Below are 24,041 nucleotides of genomic sequence, written 5' to 3'. Positions count from 1 at the left end.
GACCAAATCGCTCAATCAGTCACACGGTCAAATTAGTTAGTCTTCCAGTCGCGTTATGTGCAGACTGGTGACAATGCTTGATTTAGCGTCGTAGCTGACCAGCGCGTAGTGATCCTTACCACGCGGCAGGTTGTAGAAAGCTGCGCGAAAATCGACGAAGTCCAGCGCGGTACCGTCGACTCTGTACTCTGTTGCGGGCGTAAGCCGAACTGACAAAAACTCGGCGTCACACTCACCGGCACACGGCTTGAAGCTCATGCGGCCGTTCGTCGATGTCGGCACATTGATGTTTGACGTTGTAACCTCAACCGCGCGTACGACGGTGACGAGGTCGGCCGCCGCATTCAGGCTCAGGCCGAGTGCCAACAGCAACATGCTGATACGAATTTTCATTGTTCCCACTCCAGTAAAATCCCTTTGTTGAAACTGCTGCGCAGTTCCGGGCAGTATGTCTGCATATTCAGTGATTTCAGTTGCTTATACTAGGAACCACTGCACAAATTTGCCTATTGAATGCCGTCCTGGCTCCATAGAGTTCGTACCGGGTTATTGACAAATCCGGGGTCAAAACACTCGCGTCCGACGCAGCCTATCGGCGGTGGCGAGCAGGCCGCGCCTTCGCAATCCGGGTCCACAGGGCTCGGGAAGAGGATGGTCGGCGAGGGTGCGATACCACCTTGTGCGAGCTCCTCGCGGCGGGCGTCGTCAGCGTCGCCGGGATCCAGCGCATCCAGATTGTTCACCACCGGATCACCATTGAGCACGCTCACCCGGTAGAGGTAATTCATGCCAGCGCCGGGCAGGCAATTCGCCTGCGCGTTGCTCTGCGGGGAGAAGGCGACAAAGAACACTTCGTTGTTGAAGGTGAGCGAGTCGGCAAGGACCTTTTGGTCACTCGGCAGCGTAAAGCGCCAGCCGCGATCTGCCGGTCCCAGCTCAACCTGTAATCGTCCACTGACTTCGACCAGATCGTTATCGACAATGATGTCGTAGTTGTCATAGTCGGTCTGTTCAAGCTGGCGGAATACGTCGGGGTCCCGCAGGGAAAAGAACCGGTCAGCCGCACTTTGGTCGAACGGGTGTGCGCGATAGCCGCTGCCTATGCTGATAGCGAGGAAGCGACGATCCTGCAGCGGGTCGTTGAACATTGAGACATCCGGCGTGTTGTAGAACCGCCGGGTCGTACTCGGCGCGGTCAGATTGCCCGATGCCTGTTCCGCGCCGAGCTGTGCAATAACGCCACCGGTTACCAGGTTTGCCGGGGTTTGACCGCTGCGAATGTCGAAGCGCCAGATCTGGCCGCCAAGATCGGCCGCGTACATGCGATCGGCAAAGCCATCACCCGTGATATCCAGCGTGCGTATGCGAGTGGGTATCGAACGGGTCATCCGCGGTAAGGTGAGGTCCGCAGCACCGTCACGGCCGGCCCGCCAGAGTTCCGCCCCCGATTCGAGGTCGAGCATACGCAAACCCGCACCGCTGCCATCCGCTGTTGATGGGTGTGCCGCACTGTCATGTACCGGGTCGTAACCATCAGCGATGATGACGACAGCGTTCTCGGCATTCTGCCCGCCGGTGTTGACGTCCACCCGTGCAACGACCGGAGCTGACCAACTTTGCCCGGAATTGGCGAAGCTCACGTTCCACAACAGGCTGGGATTGCTGCGGTCGGTGACGTCGAGCGCATAGTAACTGCTGCCACCGCGACGCATGCCGAACAGGATGTAGACAAAGTCATTGCCGTCCACGATGCCGTTACCGTTTTCGTCACGAACAACAGGGACGATGTCACCGTCAATGCCGTAGTTCTTGAAAGAAGACTGGGGGTCAAAATACAAACGGCCCATATTCGATAGCAACTCACGCGGCACAAACGACCACAGTTCAGTTCCCGAATCGCCATCGATTGCGTGCAGGTAACCGTCGTTGGTGGCGACGAAGACGACAAGGTCCGGGTCTTGTGCGGTGCCGCCATAGACGATGGCTGCCGGCTGCGAGTGCAATGGGTCGCCCATCGCGTAACGCACGTCGGTGCTGGGGTCATTGTCTTCGTCGCGAATGTCCTCGCCGCGCATCCAGCGAATAAGGTCTTCAACCGAAGGGTCCTCGGCGGAACCGGTCAAACCGAAATCGGCGTCCGTGTAGGCGCCCGATTGTGACGGAATCAGTTGATTGCTGACGGCCGTCAGATCGGCAACGCCGTTGTTCGTGAACAGATTGCGCTGGTTCGGGTCCGGCAACTGGTTCGCCGCACCACCGAGTTGCACGTTGTTGCCGTCCGGGCCATCGGGGCTCCAGAAATTCTGAGCTGTATCGAAGAAGTAGCCATTGGCAGGGTTCACCGCCGGTACGCCGTTGACATCAATGATGCCGTCTCCGGACAACTCGAAACGTTTCAGGTTGCCAGGCCAATGGACATTGGTACGGGTGCCAAAAACGGTCAGGTACAGGCGGTTCAGGTTCTGCGTGCGGTTGAATGAATTGACAGACACAGCGGGCGCGACAAACGACATCGAGCGCTCATTGATGTTGGCCACGATCTGCAGCAATGCCAGCGTCAGGCTCTCAACATCGTCGGCCAGAAAATACTCACCGTTGGATGCTTCTGCTGTCTCGCGCAATATGGGCAAATCAATATTGAAGCCAATTGTATGCGTAGTGACGTTTTGCAGGCCGGGTATATCGGGCGTGATGTCGCGCAGCGCCATGTACTCGGCAATGTCATCCAGACAATCGCCCTGGTTGTTCCCGGTGCACGCGGCGCGTTCCAGCAACGTACTGAAGCCCGGCAGGGTGGGTGCGAGCGCAGGCGTGTCGCCGTCAAGTACCGGCTCACCATCGGTTAGCAATACGTTGTAGTTTTTTGAGCAGGCGTTGACTACGGGTGTCTGATAAACCGCCGGATTGCTCGAGGCGAGGGCGTCCGGATCCGTGGTGTGTTCGTTGACGTTTTCGCCATAGTGGGCCGGCAGGCCGTGCCAGTAGAGCGCCGACTCATAAAGGGTCTCCGACAACGGCGTGAATCCGTTGGCGTCCAGGCTGTCCACTGTTGCGAGAATCTGCGCCCGATTGGCTTCCAGGTCGGTAATATCCTGAATAACGACACCGCCGTCATCGTTGTTGAAGCGCATAACGCCAACATTGAGATTATCGAGTGAGCGCAACACGGTGCTGACGACGCTGCGCATGATTGCATTGCGCGACATCGTCACGTTCGTTGGGTTCTCACGCCAGTTCAGGTAGTTACCGTCAAATACCGTGTACGAAACATTGCGTGGCGAACTGCCCCAGGAGATTTCCAGCAACTCGCTGGAGGTCCAGGGGTTGATCAGATCGGGAACAGCGGATGCGTAAACCCGGCCACCGGTGCCATCGCCATGTATCCCGGAATCCGGCTGGCATTCAACCGGATCGGTGTTGTTACCGGCCTGCAGATCCTGCCAACTTCTTACCGCGCCGAGCAAGTCGGTCCGGTACTGGACCATGATGCTCGTGAAACTGCCGATACCATTAATCTGGTTAGTCGCCGCATTACAATGAAAGGACGATTTCTGGACGAACCGCGTATTCGTTGCGTCGCAGCTCGGCGTAACATTGACATCGGTCCAGTACACGCTGTTGGTATCACAGGTCCCCGCATAGGTTCGGGTCGAGTCGTACGGTTCAACCGTTACTTCGTTGGAACCCATACTGCCGGATGTATCCAGTATGAACATGACATTAGGGGTCGAGCCTGCGCCGGCCGCCGGGTTGACGAGCAACAATTCTGTGTCGTCCGCGAGAACCGGCAGACTGCATACGGCCGTACTGATCAGAGCAGTGACCAGCGTTTTGCAGTTTGATTGTAGGCTGGGCATATTCATTTCCCCTGGAAGTGGTAACGCACGATCTTTAGCTGTTGACTGAGACGGACGTGACAACGTCTGCCTCAAGATCGTGCTCCACGATTACTGCCTGAAATTTGCGATCACGAATCTGCAAGACCTCGCTACGGAATTCTTTCAGATCCACGACGCGGTCGTTGACGATGTAACGCGTCGTGTTTGTGACCCGAAGCGACTGTCGGTCACAAGTCTCACAGGCGCGAAAGCCGAGCGTGCCGTTTTCAGTCACCGGCAGCCGAAAACCGTCCAGTGTCGCTTCGTAGGCTCGGCTTACCGTGCGAAAGTCGGCGCTGGCAACTGTGCACAAGGCTGACAAAAAAACGATGGCGGCAATGTTCTTAAACATGCTCTGTACTCCGGTTTGGTGCGCAGTACGTATTACAGCGTCGGGGCTTCCGGCCCGACTACGTAAAAGGCTTGCGTATGCGTTGCCGCAGCATCGCGGTCGGTGACGTTGGCACCGTCGCGACGCGATTCGGCAACGGCTGTCGCGTTGAAGTGGTAGGCGGCGATGCCGCTGCCTACGCCGAGACTGAAGGCGCGGTCCGGTACCATTGTCGAGTCTTCAAAGCGAATCTCACTAGAAACGGTATCGTTGTTGATGACATTGATGTCGAAAGTCACGACATTCAATGTGTCGAAGCGGCCCTGAGCCAGTGCTTGTTCGAGTCCGGTTTCAGCTGCCTGAAACGCGTTCTCATAGTTCTGATCATTGCGTGCCATGGCTAATTCGGTAGTCGCCGTATTCATTCCGGAGATGGCCAGGACGGTGACCACGACCAGCAGGATCAGGCCTACGACCAGTGCGGCGCCTTCCTGTTTGTGTACGGTTTTAATGCTTCTCATGTCGTTCCCCGTGGACGATTCTTATGTGCGCGCGTTGCGCAGCAATACGGTCTTGGAAACCTGCAGTCGCCGGAAATTATCGTTCGGCACTCCAAGGTTTACGTCACCCGGCTGGTAATTGCGTTGGTCGTTGAGTCCCAGCTCAGGCGATACGGAGCGAACGACCAACCAGATGCGCGCAGTAATGACCCGTGCTGTCGGAATATAGTTGGCGTTACCTGGCGTAATGATTGGGTCCGCCGGATTGACGTAGCGGTCAACGGTGTTGTCCGTATCGACATCGACGCCGAACTGCAATTGCATGTTTTCAACACCCGGTGCGACTTCCTGATCGACGATAGCCGGGCCGCCTGCAGTTGATACCAGCGATTTGCGGCGCAATGTAGGCACACCGGGGATCAGTGCGGATGTGGGCGCAACGTAGTAAGTGTTGACGAGCAAGTCGTGCGTTTCGGAACGGGCCGGATCAAACGCAGGGGGTACGGCGCCGTTGGCAAACAGCTGGCCCTGAATGCGCGTCGACTGAATTTGCAGGCGACCGTTCTGCAGCGGCGTTACTGCAACGGTTGCGCGGCGGCTGGTTACGGTGTCCGAGTTCGCCTGATTGCCGCCGGTCGCCGCACACGGAAGTGTGTAGCCATTGTTGTCGCCGACGACAGGTCGTGCGAGGTCAAGCGCCCAGGCTGCACCGCAGGCACCGGGAGCCGGCAGGCCGTTCGGGTTGGCATCGCCGATGATGGAGCGTCCTTCAATGGCGGCACCGCGACTGTGTCGGCCCCAGTTGCTGGCCATGCGCAGGTCCTGTTCGATGGTGTCCATTGCGAACTGTGCGGTTTCCTGTACGCGGGCGATGGATTCGTTAATAACGAAAGCTTCGCGGCTCTGATTGTAAACCTGCACGGCGCCAATAATAAGAAACGAGCCGATTGATAAGGAAACCATCAATTCGATCAGCGTCATGCCGCGTTGCCGTAAGGCCCGGTTTGCTACCTTTGATTTCATGCTGGCCATATCAGATTCCGAATACGGGGATAGTGATCGAGTAGTTCATGTTCTCGCCCGGTTCTACCCAGTTAACGGTAATTTGGTAGGTAGGCGGTACCACACCATTGTTGAACACGATATCGATATCGCCGTTTGGCAAGGTGTCGAGTGCTTGTTGATCCCAAAGCAAAATGTCGTGCGCGGCCATTTCCGCCGGGGTGCAATTGACGCCACCGGCCACACAGTTGTTGTCGGCGCCGGCACCGGCATACGCGGCAGCGGCACGCGGGTTGGCGCGAATGCGATCCGCTACGTCACCCGCCAGGATGACCGCATTGTGGCGAAACAAAGAGGTGCGCCCGGCCTGCATGCTGTGTACGTACAAACCGGCAATACCGAGCATGCCGACCGACATGATGATCAGTGCAATGAGCACTTCAATCAGTGAAAAGCCCCGGGACTTGCCCGGCGCGCTGTAGCCATTTGTGATAGTGCTGGCAGTCATTGTTTTTGTCCTGGTCGCTGCAACCTGTGAAACGGTGCCCATCTCTAGGGGCATCCGCCGGCGTTATCGATTTGATCCACATCCCGCAGAATCGTGGCCCGGCCGATTGGCGTAACGACCAGAAAACGAGCGGATGAGGAGCCACCGGCAGCGACCTGATTGCCGCGCTGGTCACAGATCACCGCAGTCTGCAAAGCCGGTCCCGCGACATCACCCCGGCCAAGTCCTGTCGGCGCGAAACTGAAGTACGTTGCGCCGGCATTGGTTGATATATCGATGCCGCCAGGTATCTCCGGCAGTGTGCGCAGTATTGGCTCGCCGGCATCGCGAACAATATCGCCGTCAAGGTCCACGAAAATGATCCAGCCGCGATCAAATGCGACACCATCGCAGCTCGGATTCGCACCCTGCGGATCGTCGCTGGTGCAGATCGTGACATTGGACTTGGCACGCGCCGCTTCCGAACGTGCGAGCAGAAAGCTCGAATGCAGGTCGTTGGCTATGCCGGATATGCGGCTGTTACGGGTGAACTCGCCGAGGCTCGGAATGCCGATTGTCAGGAGGACCCCGGCAATCAACAAGGTGATCATCAGCTCGTAAATCGTAAAGCCGTTCTGGGAGTTTTTGTTCATGGGGCGCAATATACGCCGCACATCTTTTACGGATGCCAGATTCCGACAAGCGGTTTGACAGGCCGGATGAGCGGTGGAAACGAGCCGGATGCATTTAACTTAATCCGCACACGCATACGGCTCGCCACGGGTATTGCGGTCTGCAACCCGCGGCCGGCCCGTGTAGCTGACCACCAGCGCCCGGTTGCGGGTCCGGCCGGCACGGTCGCAGAAAATCAGTGTGCCATTGGTGGCCCTCAGCTCCGTGGCGCGGAGCGTGAATGAACGCCGGTTGGCACTGATCCGGATACGCTCATCACCCTGGTGCACGGCCAGCAAGGTTTCGTCGTCGTCGCGCCAGGCCGGCAGATCGCGATCCGCATTGACGAACATGATCCAGCCGGACGACCAGTCGTTGCTGTCCTGACATTGGCGCTGGTCGGTGCTCGGGCAGAGGGTCACAACTTGCCGACGGGTCACCGAAGTCTTGCGCGCCAGATGTATCGCATGAAACAAGGGGTCGATTTGGGCGCGGATGCGTTGGTCGGCACCTATCCTGCCAAACGAGGGCAGTCCCAGCGTCATGACCAGTGCGGCGATAGTGAGCGTAACCAGCAATTCGTAGATCGTGTAGCCGCGGCGCCGTGCGGGTCCGTGCATAGTTAGCCTCCTGTTCATAACGGAGACTAGGTTGAGAGGCGGGCTCCCGCAGCTGGTGTAACGTGGCAATTCTTGCTGATTTGGCCGCTCGGCAAGGCGCGTCGCCGAGGCGGGACTCGCGGAATTTTTCGTTTATACTCGGCAACTATCTGATTCAAGAGTGGTTGTGATGTCCCCAAGGGAAATCCGCGAAAAACTCGAAGCCTGTGGCGTCATGCCGACCCCGCAGCGCATGGAGGTGGCCGAAATACTCCTGGAAAAGCCGCAGCACATGGCGGCCGACCAGATAATCGACTTGCTCCGCGAGGGCGGCCGCAAGGTGTCGAAAGCGACGGTGTACAACACCCTGAACCTGTTCAGCGAACGTGGTCTGATACGTGAGCTGAGTGTCGATACCAGCCGCAAATTCTACGATTCGACCACCCACCCGCATCATCACTTCTTCAATGTTGACTCCGGTGAGCTGCAGGATATTCCTGATGATCAAATCCATATCGCGGGCTTGCCGCCGCTGCCAGCCGGCACTGAGCGGGAGAGTGTCGAGGTGTTGATTCGGGTTCGCGGCAGAAAGGTTGTCAGCTAAGCCGACGAACTGTGGCGCAGGAGTCAGGGCGAGGCTATACTCGCGCCCCGGGTCGCATTGACCACCGTGTCTGCGCCCCCGCCAAATTGCTCTCAGCGACGATTTGGCCGCAGAAAAACCAGGCATTGCCGGATTAGCTCAGTTGGTAGAGCACATCATTCGTAATGATGGGGTCAGGTGTTCGAATCACCTATCCGGCACCATTTCTTGTTCCCTCCCTCTCGTCCACGATCGCGATCATTGGCCTTTCGGCCTGAGCACCGTGGTTCGTTGCAGAGTGGCTTTCCATTGCGGCCTGGCGCCCGGAAGGGGCTGCGCGGGTCAGCACAGCCCGCATGAAGCAACGGCAGGCGAGTGACTCGCCTGCCGTCGTGGTTACGCGCCAGACTTTGGATCAGACGGGCGGGCGGCCTCGCAGAGCGCCGGCGAGTGCGCTGACAATGAGCAACGCCAGGAAAACAAAGAACAGAATTTTGGCGATGCTGGCAGCGGCACCGGCAATACCGGTGAAGCCCAGAACGGCCGCAATGACCGCAAGTATGAAAAATGTAAGTGCCCAAGAAAGCATATTGTCCCCTTTGTTTGCTGCCAAACCTGACGCGGTCGAAACCGCCTACAAGGGAGTTAATGCAGGTAGTGTGCCAGCGGGACTGGCCGGCTGGCGCCGCGCAGTTGCTGGCTCTTGCCGGGATCCTTCGTTCGACGCAGCACGATTAGCGGCAAGAATTACACCGTTTCGTAAGTTTTACCGGGCACGCGCCGGCAGTGGCGTCCCCGTCAGCAGCCGCACGGCCGGTTTCTGGCAATGCAGTGCCCGTGCTAGCCTTCGCGCTTGATTGTCGAGCAGCGGAGTGACAGTGGACAATAGCGAGAAAGAACAGGGCGGCCTGTTTCTGTACGAACAGCCAGAACTCATGTCAGCGGAACAGCACGGTAAGTTGGGCCTGACACCAGCCGACAAGCCGTACGCGTTTGCCAGCCACGCCCGGGCGGTCCCGCTGACGCTGGCCGAATTCGCCAGTGCGCAAAGAAACTACCCGATTGTATTTACCAATCTTGAAAACCCTTTTCCGGTTGCGGTTGTGGGTTTGCTCGAGGATGAAAACCTGTTCATCAATGACGGTGTCTGGGACCCGGCTTGTTATGTACCCGCCTACTTGCGGTGCCATCCGTTTTCTTTTGCCGGCGAACAGGAAGGGCGGATTGCTGTCGTCGTTGACCGCAAAGCGAGCACAGTGACGGAGAACGCCAGGTACCCGTTCTTCGTTGACGGCAAACTCGCGACCGAGACCGAGTCAATGATGCGTTTCTGTGCCCAGTACGAAGCCGAGCGTTTGCGTACGCTGAATTTCTGCACGCAACTGCGTGATCTGGGACTGTTGGCAAGTCAACGTGCAATGCACACACCGGATGGCAGCACGGAAGAACAGACGCTGGCCAATTACGTCAGCGTTGACACACAAAAGCTGGCTGAGCTCAGCGATGAAGCTGTTGTGGAGTTGCACCGGTCCGGTCGGTTGGCATCGATATACCTGCAAGCGTATTCGATGGAAAACTGGCAACCGCTGATGATACGTCGGGATCAACGAGCTAAACCTGCCGCGGTTAAGTAGCCGGAGGATGGATCACCAACGCCAGCGGTACGGTCAAGCCGGTTCTTGCTCGTACCCGGGCGGACTTGCACGCAAGCTCGCTGGACAGCAATGTTTGCGACAGACCGGATGCGGATATGGCCAGCCGAAGGCCGCTGAACGGCCAATATGTTCAGTGCGCTTTCACGGTGCTGCGGCACGTTATGGCGCGTCGCGACAATCGGCACGGCGGGTTGATAATCCTCACCGAGGACTTCGCAGCTGCAGCGGCGTCCCTGAGAACTTAAAAAAATACAATTACTTATCTTGTATTCTTGCGGCATCGTGTCAGAATGCGGTCGGTACGGCGGTATAAAACCGCGTTAGACTGGCAAGAGCAAAAAGACGGGTACAGCAGCAACCGCATGACAGGCTCCTCTCGCAGTGACAACACGGGAACATTCATCGCCCAGGCCCGGCGACCGCGGGCTGGTGAGCGAACGCGCGGTGCCGTTGATGCGCTGCAGACCAAAATCGCCGTCAATCTGCAGCAGCTTGATCCCGCGCGCTACACCGAACAACTTCGCGAGAATATCGCGGAAATGCCAGATGCCCTTGGTTGCGACGCTGCGTTTCTCGCGCTTTTTAATAAAGACGCTACAGCCATAGAGTCAATTTACGCGTCGAGTTCCGTGTTTTGCGCCTGCAATCCGGATGCGCTGGCCAAAGACAGTCTGACGGACTGGCCATGGCTCAGTCAGCGACTCGATCACCTGCGGGTCGTCGAAATAACCAACACGGATAATCCGCCGAAATCTGCCGAAGGCGAATTCGCACGGCTGGCAGGCATCAATATCGGTTCCTGCCTGATCATAGGCTTCAGCGTGCGCAACGAAGTGGCCGGGTTTCTTGCCGTTGCCAACGAACGCACGGTCGAGGCCTGGGAAGCCAGTTTGCACTTGTTGCTCAAACTGGTTGGTGCCTCGCTTTCTTCCGGCATGGAAAGGATGCGTACAGCAGAATTGTTGTTCGAGCTTGAAGATCGCAATGATCTCATCAGCCATACAGCGAATGACGGCATCTGGGATTTCGACGGCCAGACCAAGCGCATCAAGTTGTCCCGGCGCTGGAAGGAAATGCTGGGCTACGAAGACCGTTCCGACATCCTGCCCGACTGGTACCGGCTGGTTCACCCTGATGATATGGCACGTGTGCAGGCCAAGATGCGAGAGCACCTCGAAGGCAAGACTCCCTTTTTCGAGTCTGTGCACCGCATGAAGCATCAGAATGGCGAATGGCGCTGGATGACGAGCAGGGCGAAAGCACGCCAGGATGAACGTGGTCGCCTGATTCGACTGCTGGGCGTCGAGGTCGACATAACGGAACGCAAGCTCTACGAAGAAGCGCTGTTCCGTGAAAAGGAAAGTGCCCAAATTACTTTGCGTTCGATCGGTGATGGCGTTATCACGACGAATGCGGACTGCACCGTGGAGTACATCAATCCGGTTGCAGAGGAACTGACTGGCTGGAAAGTCGATGACGCGAGCGGCCGGCCGGTGGACGAGATATTTCGCGGTTTCCACGAAGAGACCTGCGAACCGCTGGAGAACCCGCTGGCAGTTTCGATTCGTCGCAACCGGCCTATCAAGTCTGTCCGCCCGACACTTCTCATCCGGCGTGATGGCAACGAGTTGTACATTGAGAGTACCGCGTCGCCCATTCGTGATGGCCGCGGTGATGTCACGGGCGGTGTGCTGGTTTTCCACGACGTCAGTGAATCGCGCGAACTCAATCGCCGGCTTAGTTACCACGCCAGTCATGACATTCTCACTGGTCTTGTCAATCGCCGCGAGTTCGAAAACCGGCTTGAGCGCGCCCTGAAGAGTGCCCGCGCAAGAGAGACGAGTTACGCACTTTGCTACCTCGACCTTGACCAGTTCAAGATCGTCAACGATTCCTGTGGTCACAGCGCAGGCGATGCCTTGCTGGGGCAGCTCGGCGCACTTCTGAAATCAAAGATTCGCTGGCGCGATACATTGGCGCGCCTGGGTGGCGATGAATTTGGCGTGCTGCTGGAGAGTTGCAGTCTGGAAGAGGCCATGCAAACCGCGGAAGTTCTGCGGGTGGCTATCGGCGAATTCAAGTTCATGTGGGATGACCGCAGTTTCCGGCTCGGGGTGAGCATCGGTGTCGTGCCGATCACGGCTGAAAATGAAGACGTTGCTGCGCTGCTGAGTGCGGCCGACAGTGCGTGTGCGGCGGCGAAGGAAGCAGGGCGCAACCGGATTCACAGCTTCCAGGAAAACGATATCGATCTGATGCGGCGCCGTCGCGAAATGCAATGGGCGGCCCGAATCAACAATGCCCTTGAGGAAAATCGCTTCGAACTGTTCAGGCAGACGATTCAGCCTTTGCAAGTAGAAGACCTTGGCGCACATTACGAAATTCTGCTGCGTATGCGGGACGAGCAGGGCGGAATCATTTCACCCGAACTGTTCATAGCGGCGGCCGAGCGCTACGGAATTACCCCGAACATTGATCGCTGGGTGATAACCAATTCATTTCGTTGGCTGGTCTCGGAGGCGGATGAGCGCGAACGCTTGTCGTTGTGTTCGATCAATCTTTCCGGGCAGAGTCTCGGCGATGAGAAGTTTCTGCCTTTCGTCGTTGATCAGTTTCAAATCAGCGGCATTGACGCAACCAAGATCTGTTTTGAAATTACCGAAACGGCAGCTATCGCCAGTTACTCGCAGGCAAATCGCTTCATCAATGCATTGAAAGAACTCGGCTGCAAATTTGCGCTCGATGACTTCGGCACCGGTTTGTCTTCGTTCGGCTATCTGAAACACTTCCCGGTCGACTTCCTGAAAATCGACGGTAGCTTCGTCAAGGAAATTCTGCACGATCCGATTGACCGTGAGATGGTTCGTTCAATTAACGAGATCGGTCATCTGACGGGCAAGAAGACCATTGCCGAATTCGCCGAGAACGAAGAAATTATTACGATGTTGCGTGGCATGGGTATCGACTACGCGCAGGGTTACGGCGTATCCGAGCCGAAGCGAGTCACGCGCGCCGTCGCCTGATAGCGCCAGCCCAGTCAGTCAAACAGCATCGACAAGTCAGCGGCATGCACGTGTTTGGTCAGTGCGCCCACTGAAATAAAATCGACGCCCGTTTCGGCCACTGCTTTCAAGTCGTCTATCGTCATTCCGCCACTGGCTTCCAGTTCTGCCGCTTTGTCGCCGTGACTGCGATTGCGAAGGACCGCGGTGTGCAGATCATTGAGGGAAAAATTGTCCAGCAAAATGCGGCGTACGCGAATAGCCAGCGCTTCATCAAGTTGTGCAAGTGTTTCAACTTCTACCTCAAGCAAGACGTCGGCGTTTATTTCTCGGGCACGATTGACCGCGGCCGCGATACTGCCGGCACTGGCGATGTGGTTTTCCTTTATCAGAATTGCATCGAACAGCCCAACCCGGTGATTTTGTCCACCACCGCAAGTGACCGCGTACTTTTGCGCCCGGCGTAAGCCGGGAATGGTCTTGCGGGTATCGAGTATTCGCGCTTCGGTATGCGCAACGGCCGCAACGTACCGTGCGGTGGCCGTCGCCGTTGCGGAAAGCGTCTGCAGGAAGTTCAATGCCGTGCGTTCAGCACTCAAAAGTGCGCGCGCCGCGCCGCGCAGCGTGCACAGGGTGTCGCCAGCAGTCAGGCGTTCGCCGTCACGAACCCGCCAGGTGATCTTCACATCCTCGTCGAGTATCCGAAATACCCTGTCGGCCCACGGCTGACCGGCAAGTACCATGTCCTCGCGGGCGATGATGCGTGCATCGGCGAACGTATTCGCGGGAACCAGTGCTGCGGTGAGATCGCCACTGCCAAGATCTTCATCGAGGGCGGCTTTCACATTGCTTTCTATTACTGCTTGTAGTGCTGTTTGCATCGATCGTCCTGGAAAAAGAAACCCGGCACTGAGCCGGGTTTCATGGCTTGCGTTGCCGCGTCGTTCACATGCTGAAGCCGTGGTGCGCGCCGATCATGCTCATGACCATAGGAATCGACATCAGCGTATTGGAGCGCGAAGCGAGAAACGCTACGCGTTTTGCCCTCGCGACTTCGTCGGCAGTAGCCTCGACGATGCCCAGAATCTTTTTCTGGTTGGGCCAGATCAGTACCCATACATTGAACAGCATCAAGGTGCCGAGCCATGCGCCAATCCCGATCGTCAGGGCATAAGCATTTGGCGTATCCCCGAGCATGCCGAGCGTAAATGCATTCGCGAACTGCTTGCCGTGCGCCAAATAGGAGGCACCGCTGAGCCAGGTCACCAGCGCACCCCACCGAAACCACCACAATGCGCGAGGTGCGACGTACTTGGTGATTCCTGCGCCGCCCGGGCCGCCTTCGTCGCTGGCGGCAGCGCCAAGGGCGGGAACCTGAACGAAGTTGAAGTAGTAAAGCAGGCCAATCCAGGTAATGCCGGCCAGTACATGCAACCAAATGATGAAAGTCCCGGCAGTTGCGGGCATCGCAAGTCCGGAGGTGGCGAAGATGACAATCACGGCAAGCACGATGCCACCGAAAATGGTTCCGGCAACGGTATTCAGTGGGTTCATTGTTCTTCTCTCCCTGACGTTTATAGGTTGGTATCGCTCTATTGTCGTACTCAGGGGGTGCGGCTGCCCGCTCCGGCTGATAGAGGCGCTATTATAGTGGCTGGCGGGACTAAAATCCTGACTCATTGAGGGCCGTTCCGGGCCGCGGACCGTGCTCGTAGGATACTCATAAGTTAATGAAAAATATTGGGAAAAGGCTAATTCGTAGCGAGCTTTGCAGGCATGGATGAGCCAGCCTCCCGAGACGAGCTGCAGGCGCGCCCGACCTCACCGTGTACCCGCGTGTGCACGCTGGATGAGCAGAATGTCTGCCTGGGCTGCCTGCGTACTTTGGCGGAAATCGTCGGCTGGTCGAGAATGACCGCTGACGAGCAAAGAACGTTGATTAAGGACCTGTCGGCGCGGCGCGGATAGCCTGCCTTGCACATGGCGCTGGCATCTGGCGTACAATTCGCCACCGGTTGTTACGAGATGATCCACGAATGCGAATTTTGCTGACAGCGTGTGCGCTGATGTTGTTGTCGGGGTGCACCGCTTTGATGGTAGGCGGCGCAGCGGCAGGGGGGTATCAGCTTGGTAAGGACGAGCGCTCGGCCTCGCAGGTTACCCGTGACGGCGCGACCACAGCGTCAATCAAGAGTCGTCTCATCGCTGACAAGCTGGTCAGCGCTTTTAACGTGAATGTTGACACCTACGAAAATCGTGTCACCTTGCGAGGCACTGTCGGTAGTTATGCTGCGCGCGCCCGGGCTGCGGCAATTGCGAACGAAGTTGATGCCGTGGTTGCCGTGGATAACCAGCTCAAGGTTGTCAACTCGCGCTGAACGAACATTTGCACTTGATAATGAATCTGCCGGACATATCTATACAGGCCGGCCCCGAACCCGCAATTGAAGAGAGATTGAAAAAGTGGACGTAAACCAGAGAATCGAATCGCAGTTGAAAGAAAACCCAGTGCTGCTGTACATGAAAGGCACACCGGACTTTCCTCAGTGCGGCTTTTCCGGCCAGACCGTGGCTGCACTCAAGGAAGTAGGCAAGCCATTCGCGTTCGTCAATATCTTTGAAGACCCGGAAATTCGCGAGGGACTCAAAGCGTATTCAAACTGGCCGACGTTCCCGCAGTTGTATGTCAACGGCGAACTGATTGGTGGCTGCGACATTATCGTTGAGATGTACCGGTCTGGTGAGCTGCATACTCTGCTGAACGGCGAAGAAGCCGGCGCCTAAGCGACCCGTGTCAGCCGAGACCGGCGCTGTCGGTCTCTTTTTTGATAGTTTCCCAGTCGGACTCCGAGTTGACCGAGTCGAAGACCGGGCGAAAGCGGTTCACGATATCGCAGAAGACATCGGCCGTAATTTCGGCATCGTAGGCAGCCGAGTGAGCTTGTGATTCGTCCCAGGTCATGCCAGCGGCTTTTACCGCGCGAGCCAAAACCGTCTGGCCATAGGTTACGCCGCACAAGGTGGCGGTGTCGAACGAGCTGAACGGGTGAAACGGATTGCGTTTAATGGCCGTCCGTTCTACGGCGGCATTCACGAAGCCAAGATCGAAAGAGGCATTGTGACCGACCAATACAGCCCGACTGCACCCGGCCTCTTTAACCGCGCGCCGGACCTCGCGAAATACTCTTTGCAAGGCGTCCCGTTCGTCGATAGCCGGACGCAGAGGGTGGTGCGGATCGATCCCGTTGACGGCCATGGAGGCAGGCTCCATATTCGAGCCTTCAAACGGTTTTACGTGGTAGCGGACAGTGTCGCCTCGGACGAGTGTACCGTCAGCGTGTGCTTCAATGAGCACTGCCGCAATCTCCAGTAGTGCATCGGTTCGGGAATTGAAGCCGCCGGTCTCGACGTCGACCACTACGGGTAGAAAGCCGCGAAAGCGATCGGCGATAGCGAATGGTTTACTCACGAATATCCTGTTTAATAGAAAAAGTGCCTGCTCAGGCTTTCAGCATGTGCTGGTCAAGCAGCAGGTTCATCGTAAAGCGTACGCCAAATCCGGTGATCGTGGTCGGAATATGTCCGAGGCCGCCTTTCCGGGTGCAGGCGCTCAAGTCGACATGTATCCAGGGCACGTCCTTTTCTACGAATTCGTTCAGGAAAGTTGCCGCAAGGATATGGTCGCCACCGCCGCTCGGTGAGCATTGTTTTATGTCAGCGGTCTCGCTACTAAGTTCGGCAAGAAACTCCTTGTCGACCGGGAACGGCCAAACCCGTTCGCCACTGTCACGGCCGCTGCGCTTCAGTACCGGGTGCAGGTCGGGGCGGTTGGTGAATACACCGCTGTAGCGTGTCGTGACGGCGTTCATGCACGCCCCTGTCAACGTGGCGTAGTCGATGATCAAGCCCGGCTTGTCTTCGCTCGCAAAATGCAATACGTCCGCGAGTGCCATTCGGCCTTCCGCATCGGTATGAATAATCTGGATAGTTTTGCCATTGGCGGCAGTGACCACGTCCTGCGACTTGTAGGCGCGCGGACCGGTCCGGTTCTCGGTGATCGCAAGCCAGCAATCGACGGCGTGCGGCAAGCGGAGCTCCGAGATAGTCAGCAAGGTGCCGACAGCTACCGCGCTGCCGCCCATGTCGATGTGCATTTCCAGCATCGAATTGAACGGCTTCAGATTGGTGCCGCCCGTGTCGAAGATGATGCCTTTGCCAACCAGCGAAAGTGCAGGCGACTTGACGTTCTTTTTGCCCGGCCGATAGCGCAAACGCACGATGGCCGCGCTGTTGTCATCGTTGCCTTGGGCGACTGCAAGGAACGCGCCGGCACCTTTCTTCTTCAGTTCGGCCGTGCTGAACTGCTTGAACTGCCAGCCCCGATCTTTGGCCAGTGAACGCAAAATGTCGCAATACGCGGTGGCGTCAAGTTTGTTGGGTGGCAAGCTGGTCAGTGCGCGCGCCAGGTTGTTGCCTGCCGCTTCAGCTTGCACGCGGGACAGATCCAGCTTGTTCGCCATGCCAAGGATGCGCAGGGTTGAGAACGGTTGCGGGCTGGATTTGCTCTTGCACGTCGGCATCACGAAACCTGCAGCCAGCGCAGCTGCAATAAAATTCTCGGCAACCGCTTCCTGTTCCTCACTGTCGAAACCAGTGACCCAGATTGCCACGCTGGAGACTTTTTCGGTCAACGCTGCCACCAGCATTTTGCGTGCGAAAGTCAGCGTGTCGAATACGGAGGAATCGGCTGCAAGCTCGCCCACGTGAACGCCGCTCTGTTGTTTGTTGGCGAGGCGGCTGCTGACGAGCGGGACATGGCTGTCTTTTGAGCGTTTGCGGAGCTCCTGCAGTTTGTTACCGTCAGGTAACGCATTCCAGACCGCTTTCTTGGCTTTGGCTGGAATGATGATCAGTAATTGATCGACGTTGTTGAGGTCTTTTTCAGTTGGACTTTGTGCTGTCTGGAAGACTTTGATTTTGTTTCCAGTGAACTCACCTGTGGGAAAACTTGGCATCGGGGTACTAACCTTTGTCGTCAGCATAGGCCATAATACGCGCACCGGTAGCGCGGGCACTGCACTGCATTATCGATTTGGCCGGTGCGACAGAGCGGTGATCCTAGCAGGACAGTTGTTCGAATTCACGCCGCCATTCTCCAGCTGTAAATTAACGCAGGAAGGTATTTGGATAGTTTATGAGCGATTTCAGCCGATTTGACGATATTGACCCCACAGAAACCCGCGAGTGGCTTGAATCCATAGATTCTGTTCTGCGCACGCACGGGCCGGAACGGGCCCACTACCTTCTGAACCAGATGATCGATTTTTCCAGACGGTCAGGAGCGTATCTGCCGTACAGCCCGAATACGGCGTACCTGAACACCATTGCCACCGGACGTCAGCCGGAATACCCTGGTGATCGCTCCATAGAACGTCGTATCGAGGCCTACATTCGCTGGAATGCGATGGCCATGGTGGTGCAGGCGAATCGCAAAAGCTCGGAATACGGCGGCCATATTTCCAGTTACGCCTCGTCGGCAACGCTTTATGAAGTCGGCTTCAATCATTTCTGGCGGGCGCCGTCTGAAGGCCATCTTGGCGACATGATTTTCATGCAGGGCCATTCGTCGCCCGGTATCTATGCTCGCGCATACCTTGAGGGACGGCTGGATGAAGCCAAGCTCAATCGCTTCCGCCAGGAAGTCGGTGGTGACGGTCTGTCTTCTTACCCGCACCCCTGGCTGATGCCGGACTTTTGGCAGTTCCCGACGGTCTCGATGGGACTGGGCCCGATGATGGCCATCTACCAGGCGCGTTTCATGCGCTACCTCGAGAACCGGGAAATGATCCCGGCCAGCGATCGCAAGGTCTGGGCCTTCATGGGTGACGGCGAGATGGATGAGCCGGAGTCGATGGGCGCGATCACGATGCCGGTGCGGGAAGGGCTCGACAACCTGGTTTTCGTCGTCAACTGCAACCTGCAGCGCCTCGACGGTCCGGTGCGCGGCAACGGCAAGATCATCCAGGAGCTAGAAGCCGCATTCAGCGGAGCAGGCTGGAACGTTATCAAGGTCATTTGGGGCTCACGCTGGGATCCGCTGCTGGCAAAAGATCACACGGGTACGTTGCGTCGCGTGATGGAAGAATGCGTCGACGGTGAGTACCAGAATTTCAAATCCAAAGGTGGCGCCTACGTGCGCGAGAACTTCTTTGGCAAATTCCAGGAAACGGCCGAGATGGTCGCGAATATGTCGGACGACGATATCTGGCGTCTGAATCGCGGCGGCCACGATCCGCTCAAGGTGCATGCGGCCTATGATGCTGCTGCAAACCACAAGGGCCAGCCCACAGTTATTCTTGCCAAGACGGTGAAAGGTTTCGGCATGGGCGCCGCTGGCGAGGGTCAAAACATCGCGCACCAGCAAAAGAAGCTGGATGTCGAGGCGCTCAAAGCCTTCCGCGATCGTTTCAATATTCCGGTATCGGACAAAGACATTGACAGTGTTCCATACTGCAAGCCGTCACCAAACAGCGACGAAATTGAATACCTGCACGAGCGTCGCAAGAAGCTCGGTGGCTATCTGCCACAAAGGCGCATGAAGTCAAAACCGTTGCCGATTCCTCCGTTGGAGATGTTCAAGTCTCAACTCGAGGGTACCGGCGAGCGCGAAGCATCCACCACGATGGCTTTCGTCCGCATCTTGTCCTCGCTGATTCGCGACAAACAGATCGGCAAACACGTCGTGCCCATCGTGCCCGACGAGGCTCGCACGTTCGGCATGGAAGGCATGTTCCGGCAGGTTGGTATCTATTCGTCGAAAGGGCAGTTGTACACGCCTCAGGATGCGGACCAACTGATGTTCTACCGTGAGGACAAGAAAGGTCAGATTCTCGAAGAAGGCATTAACGAGGCTGGCGCGTTCTGTTCCTGGCTGGCGGCCGGTACCTCGTACAGCAATCACGACGTACAGACGGTCCCGTTCTATATTTATTATTCGATGTTCGGCTTTCAGCGCATCGGCGATTTCATTTGGGCTGGCGGCGATCTGCAGTCACGCGGCTTCCTGATCGGCGGTACAGCCGGACGAACGACACTCGCGGGTGAGGGTCTGCAGCATCAGGACGGTCACAGCCTCGTGATGTCATCGACCGTACCGAATTGCGTGTCCTACGACCCGACTTATGGCTACGAGTTGGCGGTGATTATCCAGGACGGCATGCGGCGGATGATAGGCGAGCAGGAGAATGTTTTTTATTACATTACCTGTATGAACGAAAACTACGTGCACCCGCCGATGCCGAGCGGTGTTGAGGACGGCATTCTCAAAGGCATGTATTTGCTGCAGATCGGTGATCAAGGGCAGGTTCGGCCGCAGTTGATGGGCTCGGGCACCATACTGCGTGAAGTTATCGGCGCCGCCGAGTTGCTGGACAAGGACTTTGGTATTCCATCGGATGTCTGGTCGGTTACAAGTTTCAATGAATTGCGTCGTGAGGCCTTGGCGGTTGAGCGCTGGAACCAGCTGCATCCGGAACACCCGCAAAAGAAAACCTACATTGAAACTTGTCTTGCAGAGCGCAAAGGCCCGTATATCGCCGCAACGGATTACATGAAGATCGTGCCCGATCAGATTCAGCGTTGGGTGCCTGGCAGTTATGTAACGTTGGGAACGGACGGCTACGGACGCAGTGATGCTCGCAAGGCTCTTCGTCAGCATTTTGAAGTCGACAAGCGTTACATCGCGGTGACCGCGCTGAAAGCGCTGGCCGATGACGGCGCGCTCGATCAGAAAACGGTGTCTCAGGCCATCGAAAAATACGGTATTGATCCCGAGAAGCCCGATCCGGTTACGTTGTAGCCGAAACAGGTAAATTTGCAATTGGAGTAACTGAGTGTCGGACAGTACAGACATTATCGTTCCAGATATTGGTGATTTTTCGGATGTGGAAGTCATCGAAGTTCTGGTATCCGCAGGCGACAAGGTAGCTCGCGAAGACGGCCTTGTTACGTTGGAAACGGACAAAGCCACAATGGACGTGCCAGCGGCAACTGACGGTGTAATCGAATCGTTGTCCGTCAAGGTCGGCGATCGGGTTTCGAGCGGGGACAAGATAGGCCGCATGAAGACTGAGGCGGCGACGAGTGACAACGACACTTCGTCGGCGAGCACGGCGCCGGAAGCCACGGATGCCGGCAACGACGTTGCCGCTGACGCTGGCAATAACGATGAAAGCGTTGCGGGTGGTGAACAGTCGGTGCTGGTTCCCGATATTGGCGACTTTTCTGACGTGGAAGTTATCGAAGTTCTGGTCAGTCCCGGCGATGAGATAAAAGTCGACGATTCTTTGGTCACGCTCGAAACGGACAAAGCGACCATGGACGTACCGTCCACGGTTGCCGGTACAGTGAAGTCGGTCAGTATCGCGGTTGGTGACAAAGTGTCGGAAGGCACTGTTGTGGCAGTGGTCGATGCTGTTGCCAGCGCACCAGCCAAAAGCAAGAAGCCGGAACCAGCGCAGCAACAAAAACCGAAATCGACGGCTGCGCCGGCCGTAGCAGAGGCACCCGCGGCGGCTGCGCCGGTGCAATCGAACACGCCCCGTGACTTGCCGCCTATTGAGGAAGCGGGCTTTTCTCAGGCGCACGCGAGTCCGTCAGTGCGCAAGCTCGCCCGTGAGTTGGGCGTTAATCTGGTGCAGGTCAAAGGCAGCGGCGAGAAGAAGCGCATACTGCACGAAGACGTCAAAGCGTTCGTCAAGAGTGTGCTCAGCGGACAAACGAGCGTCGGCGGCAGCGCGCTGCCGAAAGTGCCGGTCGTTGATTTCGCCAAGTTCGGTGAAATCGATTCGCAGCCCCTGACGCGTATACAAAAAATATCGGGGCCGCGCCTGCAAGCCAGCTGGATAAATCTGCCGCACGTAACGCAACATGACCTGGCGGATATCACTGAGCTCGAAGAACGCCGTCAGGAACTGAAAGGCCCGGCAAAAGAACGCGGCATTTCCTTAACACCGTTGGCCTTCATCATTAAAGCCTGTATCAGTGCGCTGCAGGAGTTTCCAAAGGTCAATGCGTCACTGTCAGCGGATGGCAGTGCGCTGGTGTACAAAAAGTACTACCACCTGGGTTTCGCTGCAGATACCGATCAGGGATTGGTCGTTCCGGTAATTAAAGACGCCGACACGATGGATGTTTACGAACTGGCCGAGCAGCTCGGAGCGCTGTCGCGCGCAGCGCGCGAAGGCAAGCTGAAGGGTGACCAGATGCAGGGCGCGACGTTTACTGTATCGAGTCTGGGCGGCATTGGCGGCACCGCTTTCACACCAATCGTCAACGCGCCAGAGGTGGCGATACTGGGTGTTTCCCGCTCAAGCATGCAACCGGTATGGAACGGCGAAGCCTTTGAGCCAAGACTCATGTTGCCGCTGTCGTTTTCCTATGATCACCGGGTTATCGATGGCGCCTACGCCGCGCGCTTCACCACCTTCCTGTCGAAGGCATTGACGGATGTCGATGCCATGCTGGAAGCGATCCCGTAACAACGCAGGCGAATTCGTAAACATGAGTAAAGACAAGACCCTGACTGTTCCCGACCTTGGCGATTTTGCCGATGTAGAAGTCATTGAAGTACTGGTCAAGGTGGGCGACACGCTGCAAGTCGAAGACCCCGTCGTTACGCTCGAGACAGACAAAGCGACAATGGACGTGCCGGCCAGCGAGGCGGGCACTGTCTGCAAATTGCGGGTTAAGGCCGGCGATCGGATTTCGCAAGGCGATGCCGTGTTGGATTACGTCGCCGATTCCGCAGGCGCAGCGTCGGACTCTGTCACTGACAAGAGCGGTGCGAAGGCGAGTCCAGCCGTCGCGGCTCCGGCCGCCCAATCGCCGCAAGCCAAACCGGCAGCGTCGGGTGATGCTACGCATACAACGGAACTTGTCGTTATCGGTGCGGGTCCTGGTGGCTACACGGCTGCGTTTCGAGCCGCTGACCTCGGCATGGAGGTCACCCTGGTCGAGCGCTGGCCGATTCTGGGTGGCGTCTGTCTGAATGTTGGCTGCATCCCTTCGAAAGCATTGTTGCATGCGGCCAAAGTTATCGATGAAGCCGAAGCGATGGCGAGCCATGGTGTGCAGTTTGGCAAACCCAAGATCGATGCACTGAAGCTGCGGGACTGGAAAAACGAAGTCGTTGGTAAACTCACTGGCGGTCTCACGCAGTTGGCGAAGCAGCGCAAAGTCAAAGTGCTGCACGGCGTTGCCAGTTTCCAGTCAGCAAACCGACTTGAGCTCGATTCGGGCGAAACGATCGATTTTGAGAAATGCATAATCGCCGCTGGCTCCGAGAGTGCGATGATTCCGGGCTTGCCTGACGATGAACGTATTGTCGATTCAACCGGCGCACTGGAACTCCACCCGTTACCGAAGCGCATGCTGGTGGTGGGCGGCGGGATCATAGGTCTCGAAATGGCGTGCGTTTACGCCGCGCTGGGGACCAGGGTCAGTGTGGTAGAGCTGACTGACAGTTTGATGCCCGGTACCGATAAGGATCTGCTGCGCCCTTTCCGCAAGATTATTGATCAACGCTACGAAGCAATCATGCTGGGCACCAAAGTGACCGGCATGCGTGCAACCACACCTGGCATTGAAGTGAGTTTTGAGGGCGAAGGTGCACCGGACAAGGAGGTCTATGACCGGGTACTGGTTGCTGTTGGCCGGCGCGCCAACGGCGACAAGCTCAAGGCAGAAAATGCCGGTGTGAATGTCGATGAGCGCGGCATCATCAAGGTCGACAAACAAATGCGCAGCAATGTGCCGCATATTTTCGCGATCGGTGACCTGGCGGGTGGTCCGATGCTGGCGCACAAGGCCACGCACGAAGCCAAGGTCGCGGCAGAAGTGGCACATGGCGCCAAAGTGGCATTCGACGCCCGCACCATTCCGTCAGTGGCCTACACGGACCCGGAAATCGCGTGGTGCGGCTTGACCGAAACGGATGCGAAGAAGGACGGCGTCGATTTCGAGAAAATTCAGATTCCTTGGGCGGCCAGCGGCCGCGCCTTGTCGCTGGGCCGGTCCGAAGGCTTTACCAAGCTGCTGTTTGATAAGCACACCGGCCGGGTTCTGGGTGGCGGCATCGTCGGACCGAATGCCGGCGATTTGATTGCGGAGGTCGGGCTTGCAGTGGAAATGGGCGCAGACGCGGCAGACATCAGCCTGACGATCCATCCGCACCCAACGCTATCCGAGACCATAGCCTTCGCGGCCGAGGGCTTCGACGGTTCGCTGACTGACCTGTACATGCCGCGGAAAAAGCGCTAACCGGGTCAATGCC

The 24,041-nt window shown here is 57.2% G+C and carries 22 protein-coding genes and 1 tRNA gene; 10 read left to right on the top strand and 13 right to left on the bottom strand.

What is annotated here, in order from left to right; translation table 11 throughout:
• Positions 1-36 precede the first annotated feature (36 nt).
• The 8 genes from BA177_RS11315 to BA177_RS11280 form a co-directional block, all read right to left on the bottom strand.
• The gene (locus BA177_RS11315; protein WP_068616307.1) at positions 37-393 is read right to left on the bottom strand and encodes a hypothetical protein; all 357 of its coding nucleotides are present in this window, start codon (positions 391-393) and stop codon (positions 37-39) included.
• Positions 394-506: 113 nt separating this feature from the next.
• On the bottom strand, positions 507-3,857 hold the full coding sequence (locus tag BA177_RS11310; protein ID WP_197492992.1) for a pilus assembly protein: 3,351 nt from the start codon (positions 3,855-3,857) through the stop codon (positions 507-509).
• A 34-nt stretch (positions 3,858-3,891) separates the two neighbouring features.
• On the bottom strand, positions 3,892-4,230 hold the full coding sequence (locus BA177_RS11305; RefSeq protein WP_068616304.1) for a hypothetical protein: 339 nt from the start codon (positions 4,228-4,230) through the stop codon (positions 3,892-3,894).
• A 32-nt stretch (positions 4,231-4,262) separates the two neighbouring features.
• Positions 4,263-4,730, bottom strand: a complete 468-nt coding sequence (locus BA177_RS11300) for a pilus assembly PilX family protein (protein ID WP_068616303.1) — start codon at positions 4,728-4,730, stop codon at positions 4,263-4,265.
• Between the two features lie 21 nt (positions 4,731-4,751).
• Positions 4,752-5,741 (bottom strand): PilW family protein, encoded by a 990-nt coding sequence (locus BA177_RS11295; RefSeq protein ID WP_068616301.1) that lies wholly within the window; start codon positions 5,739-5,741, stop codon positions 4,752-4,754.
• Position 5,742: 1 nt separating this feature from the next.
• Positions 5,743-6,219 carry a type IV pilus modification protein PilV gene (gene pilV / locus BA177_RS11290; protein ID WP_197492991.1) on the bottom strand — a complete coding sequence of 159 codons (477 nt, stop codon included), beginning with the start codon at positions 6,217-6,219 and terminating at the stop codon, positions 5,743-5,745.
• A gap of 44 nt (positions 6,220-6,263) precedes the next feature.
• Positions 6,264-6,851: a GspH/FimT family pseudopilin gene (locus BA177_RS11285; RefSeq protein WP_068616298.1), complete on the bottom strand. Its 588-nt coding sequence runs from the start codon at positions 6,849-6,851 to the stop codon at positions 6,264-6,266.
• Positions 6,852-6,950: 99 nt separating this feature from the next.
• Positions 6,951-7,490, bottom strand: coding sequence for a GspH/FimT family pseudopilin (locus tag BA177_RS11280; RefSeq protein WP_068616296.1), 540 nt, complete (start codon positions 7,488-7,490; stop codon positions 6,951-6,953).
• A gap of 169 nt (positions 7,491-7,659) precedes the next feature.
• On the opposite strand from BA177_RS11280, the gene BA177_RS11275 reads away from it, so the two are divergent.
• Positions 7,660-8,073 (top strand): Fur family transcriptional regulator, encoded by a 414-nt coding sequence (locus BA177_RS11275; protein ID WP_068619257.1) that lies wholly within the window; start codon positions 7,660-7,662, stop codon positions 8,071-8,073.
• Between the two features lie 127 nt (positions 8,074-8,200).
• Positions 8,201-8,276: transfer RNA gene (locus BA177_RS11270), tRNA-Thr, on the top strand.
• 191 nt (positions 8,277-8,467) lie between these two features.
• Here the strand turns inward: BA177_RS11270 and BA177_RS11265 are convergent.
• Entirely contained in the window at positions 8,468-8,641 is a 174-nt protein-coding gene (locus BA177_RS11265; protein WP_068619255.1) for a DUF1328 domain-containing protein, read from the bottom strand.
• Between the two features lie 289 nt (positions 8,642-8,930).
• On the opposite strand from BA177_RS11265, the gene BA177_RS11260 reads away from it, so the two are divergent.
• Together BA177_RS11260 and BA177_RS11255 are read left to right on the top strand one after the other, a co-directional pair.
• A complete protein-coding gene (locus BA177_RS11260) occupies positions 8,931-9,686 on the top strand; it encodes a SapC family protein (protein ID WP_068616294.1) in 756 nt (251 codons plus the stop codon).
• Between the two features lie 383 nt (positions 9,687-10,069).
• Positions 10,070-12,730 (top strand): EAL domain-containing protein, encoded by a 2,661-nt coding sequence (locus BA177_RS11255; protein WP_231892436.1) that lies wholly within the window; start codon positions 10,070-10,072, stop codon positions 12,728-12,730.
• Between the two features lie 14 nt (positions 12,731-12,744).
• Here the strand turns inward: BA177_RS11255 and nadC are convergent, their stop codons facing one another.
• Positions 12,745-13,590, bottom strand: a complete 846-nt coding sequence (gene nadC, locus BA177_RS11250) for a carboxylating nicotinate-nucleotide diphosphorylase (protein ID WP_068616293.1) — start codon at positions 13,588-13,590, stop codon at positions 12,745-12,747.
• A gap of 64 nt (positions 13,591-13,654) precedes the next feature.
• Positions 13,655-14,176 (bottom strand): urate hydroxylase PuuD, encoded by a 522-nt coding sequence (locus tag BA177_RS11245; RefSeq protein ID WP_068619252.1) that lies wholly within the window; start codon positions 14,174-14,176, stop codon positions 13,655-13,657.
• Positions 14,177-14,485: 309 nt separating this feature from the next.
• Here BA177_RS11245 and BA177_RS11240 point away from each other — a divergent pair, with 309 nt between their 5' ends.
• The 3 genes from BA177_RS11240 (at position 14,486) to grxD (ending at position 15,493) form a co-directional block, all read left to right on the top strand.
• Positions 14,486-14,677 carry a DUF1289 domain-containing protein gene (locus BA177_RS11240; protein WP_068616292.1) on the top strand — a complete coding sequence of 64 codons (192 nt, stop codon included), beginning with the start codon at positions 14,486-14,488 and terminating at the stop codon, positions 14,675-14,677.
• Between the two features lie 68 nt (positions 14,678-14,745).
• A complete protein-coding gene (locus tag BA177_RS11235; RefSeq protein WP_082990054.1) occupies positions 14,746-15,087 on the top strand; it encodes a BON domain-containing protein in 342 nt (113 codons plus the stop codon).
• Positions 15,088-15,172: 85 nt separating this feature from the next.
• Positions 15,173-15,493, top strand: a complete 321-nt coding sequence (gene grxD / locus BA177_RS11230; RefSeq protein ID WP_068616290.1) for a Grx4 family monothiol glutaredoxin — start codon at positions 15,173-15,175, stop codon at positions 15,491-15,493.
• Between the two features lie 10 nt (positions 15,494-15,503).
• Here the strand turns inward: grxD and rnt are convergent, their stop codons facing one another.
• Both rnt and BA177_RS11220 read right to left on the bottom strand, forming a co-directional pair.
• On the bottom strand, positions 15,504-16,178 hold the full coding sequence (gene rnt / locus BA177_RS11225) for a ribonuclease T (RefSeq protein WP_082990053.1): 675 nt from the start codon (positions 16,176-16,178) through the stop codon (positions 15,504-15,506).
• A 31-nt stretch (positions 16,179-16,209) separates the two neighbouring features.
• A complete protein-coding gene (locus BA177_RS11220; protein ID WP_068616286.1) occupies positions 16,210-17,724 on the bottom strand; it encodes a M17 family metallopeptidase in 1,515 nt (504 codons plus the stop codon).
• 179 nt (positions 17,725-17,903) lie between these two features.
• Here BA177_RS11220 and aceE point away from each other — a divergent pair, with 179 nt between their 5' ends.
• The 3 genes from aceE to lpdA are packed head-to-tail and all read left to right on the top strand — an operon-like array spanning position 17,904 to position 24,028.
• Entirely contained in the window at positions 17,904-20,567 is a 2,664-nt protein-coding gene (gene aceE, locus BA177_RS11215; RefSeq protein ID WP_068616285.1) for a pyruvate dehydrogenase (acetyl-transferring), homodimeric type, read from the top strand.
• Between the two features lie 34 nt (positions 20,568-20,601).
• Complete coding sequence (locus BA177_RS11210) at positions 20,602-22,248, top strand: dihydrolipoyllysine-residue acetyltransferase (RefSeq protein WP_068616283.1); 1,647 nt, start codon at positions 20,602-20,604, stop codon at positions 22,246-22,248.
• A 22-nt stretch (positions 22,249-22,270) separates the two neighbouring features.
• Positions 22,271-24,028, top strand: a complete 1,758-nt coding sequence (gene lpdA, locus BA177_RS11205; protein WP_068619248.1) for a dihydrolipoyl dehydrogenase — start codon at positions 22,271-22,273, stop codon at positions 24,026-24,028.
• Positions 24,029-24,041 lie beyond the last annotated feature (13 nt).

The organism is Woeseia oceani, from assembly GCF_001677435.1.
Taxonomy (GTDB): domain Bacteria; phylum Pseudomonadota; class Gammaproteobacteria; order Steroidobacterales; family Woeseiaceae; genus Woeseia; species Woeseia oceani.
This window is presented reverse-complemented; position numbering and strand designations above follow the sequence as displayed.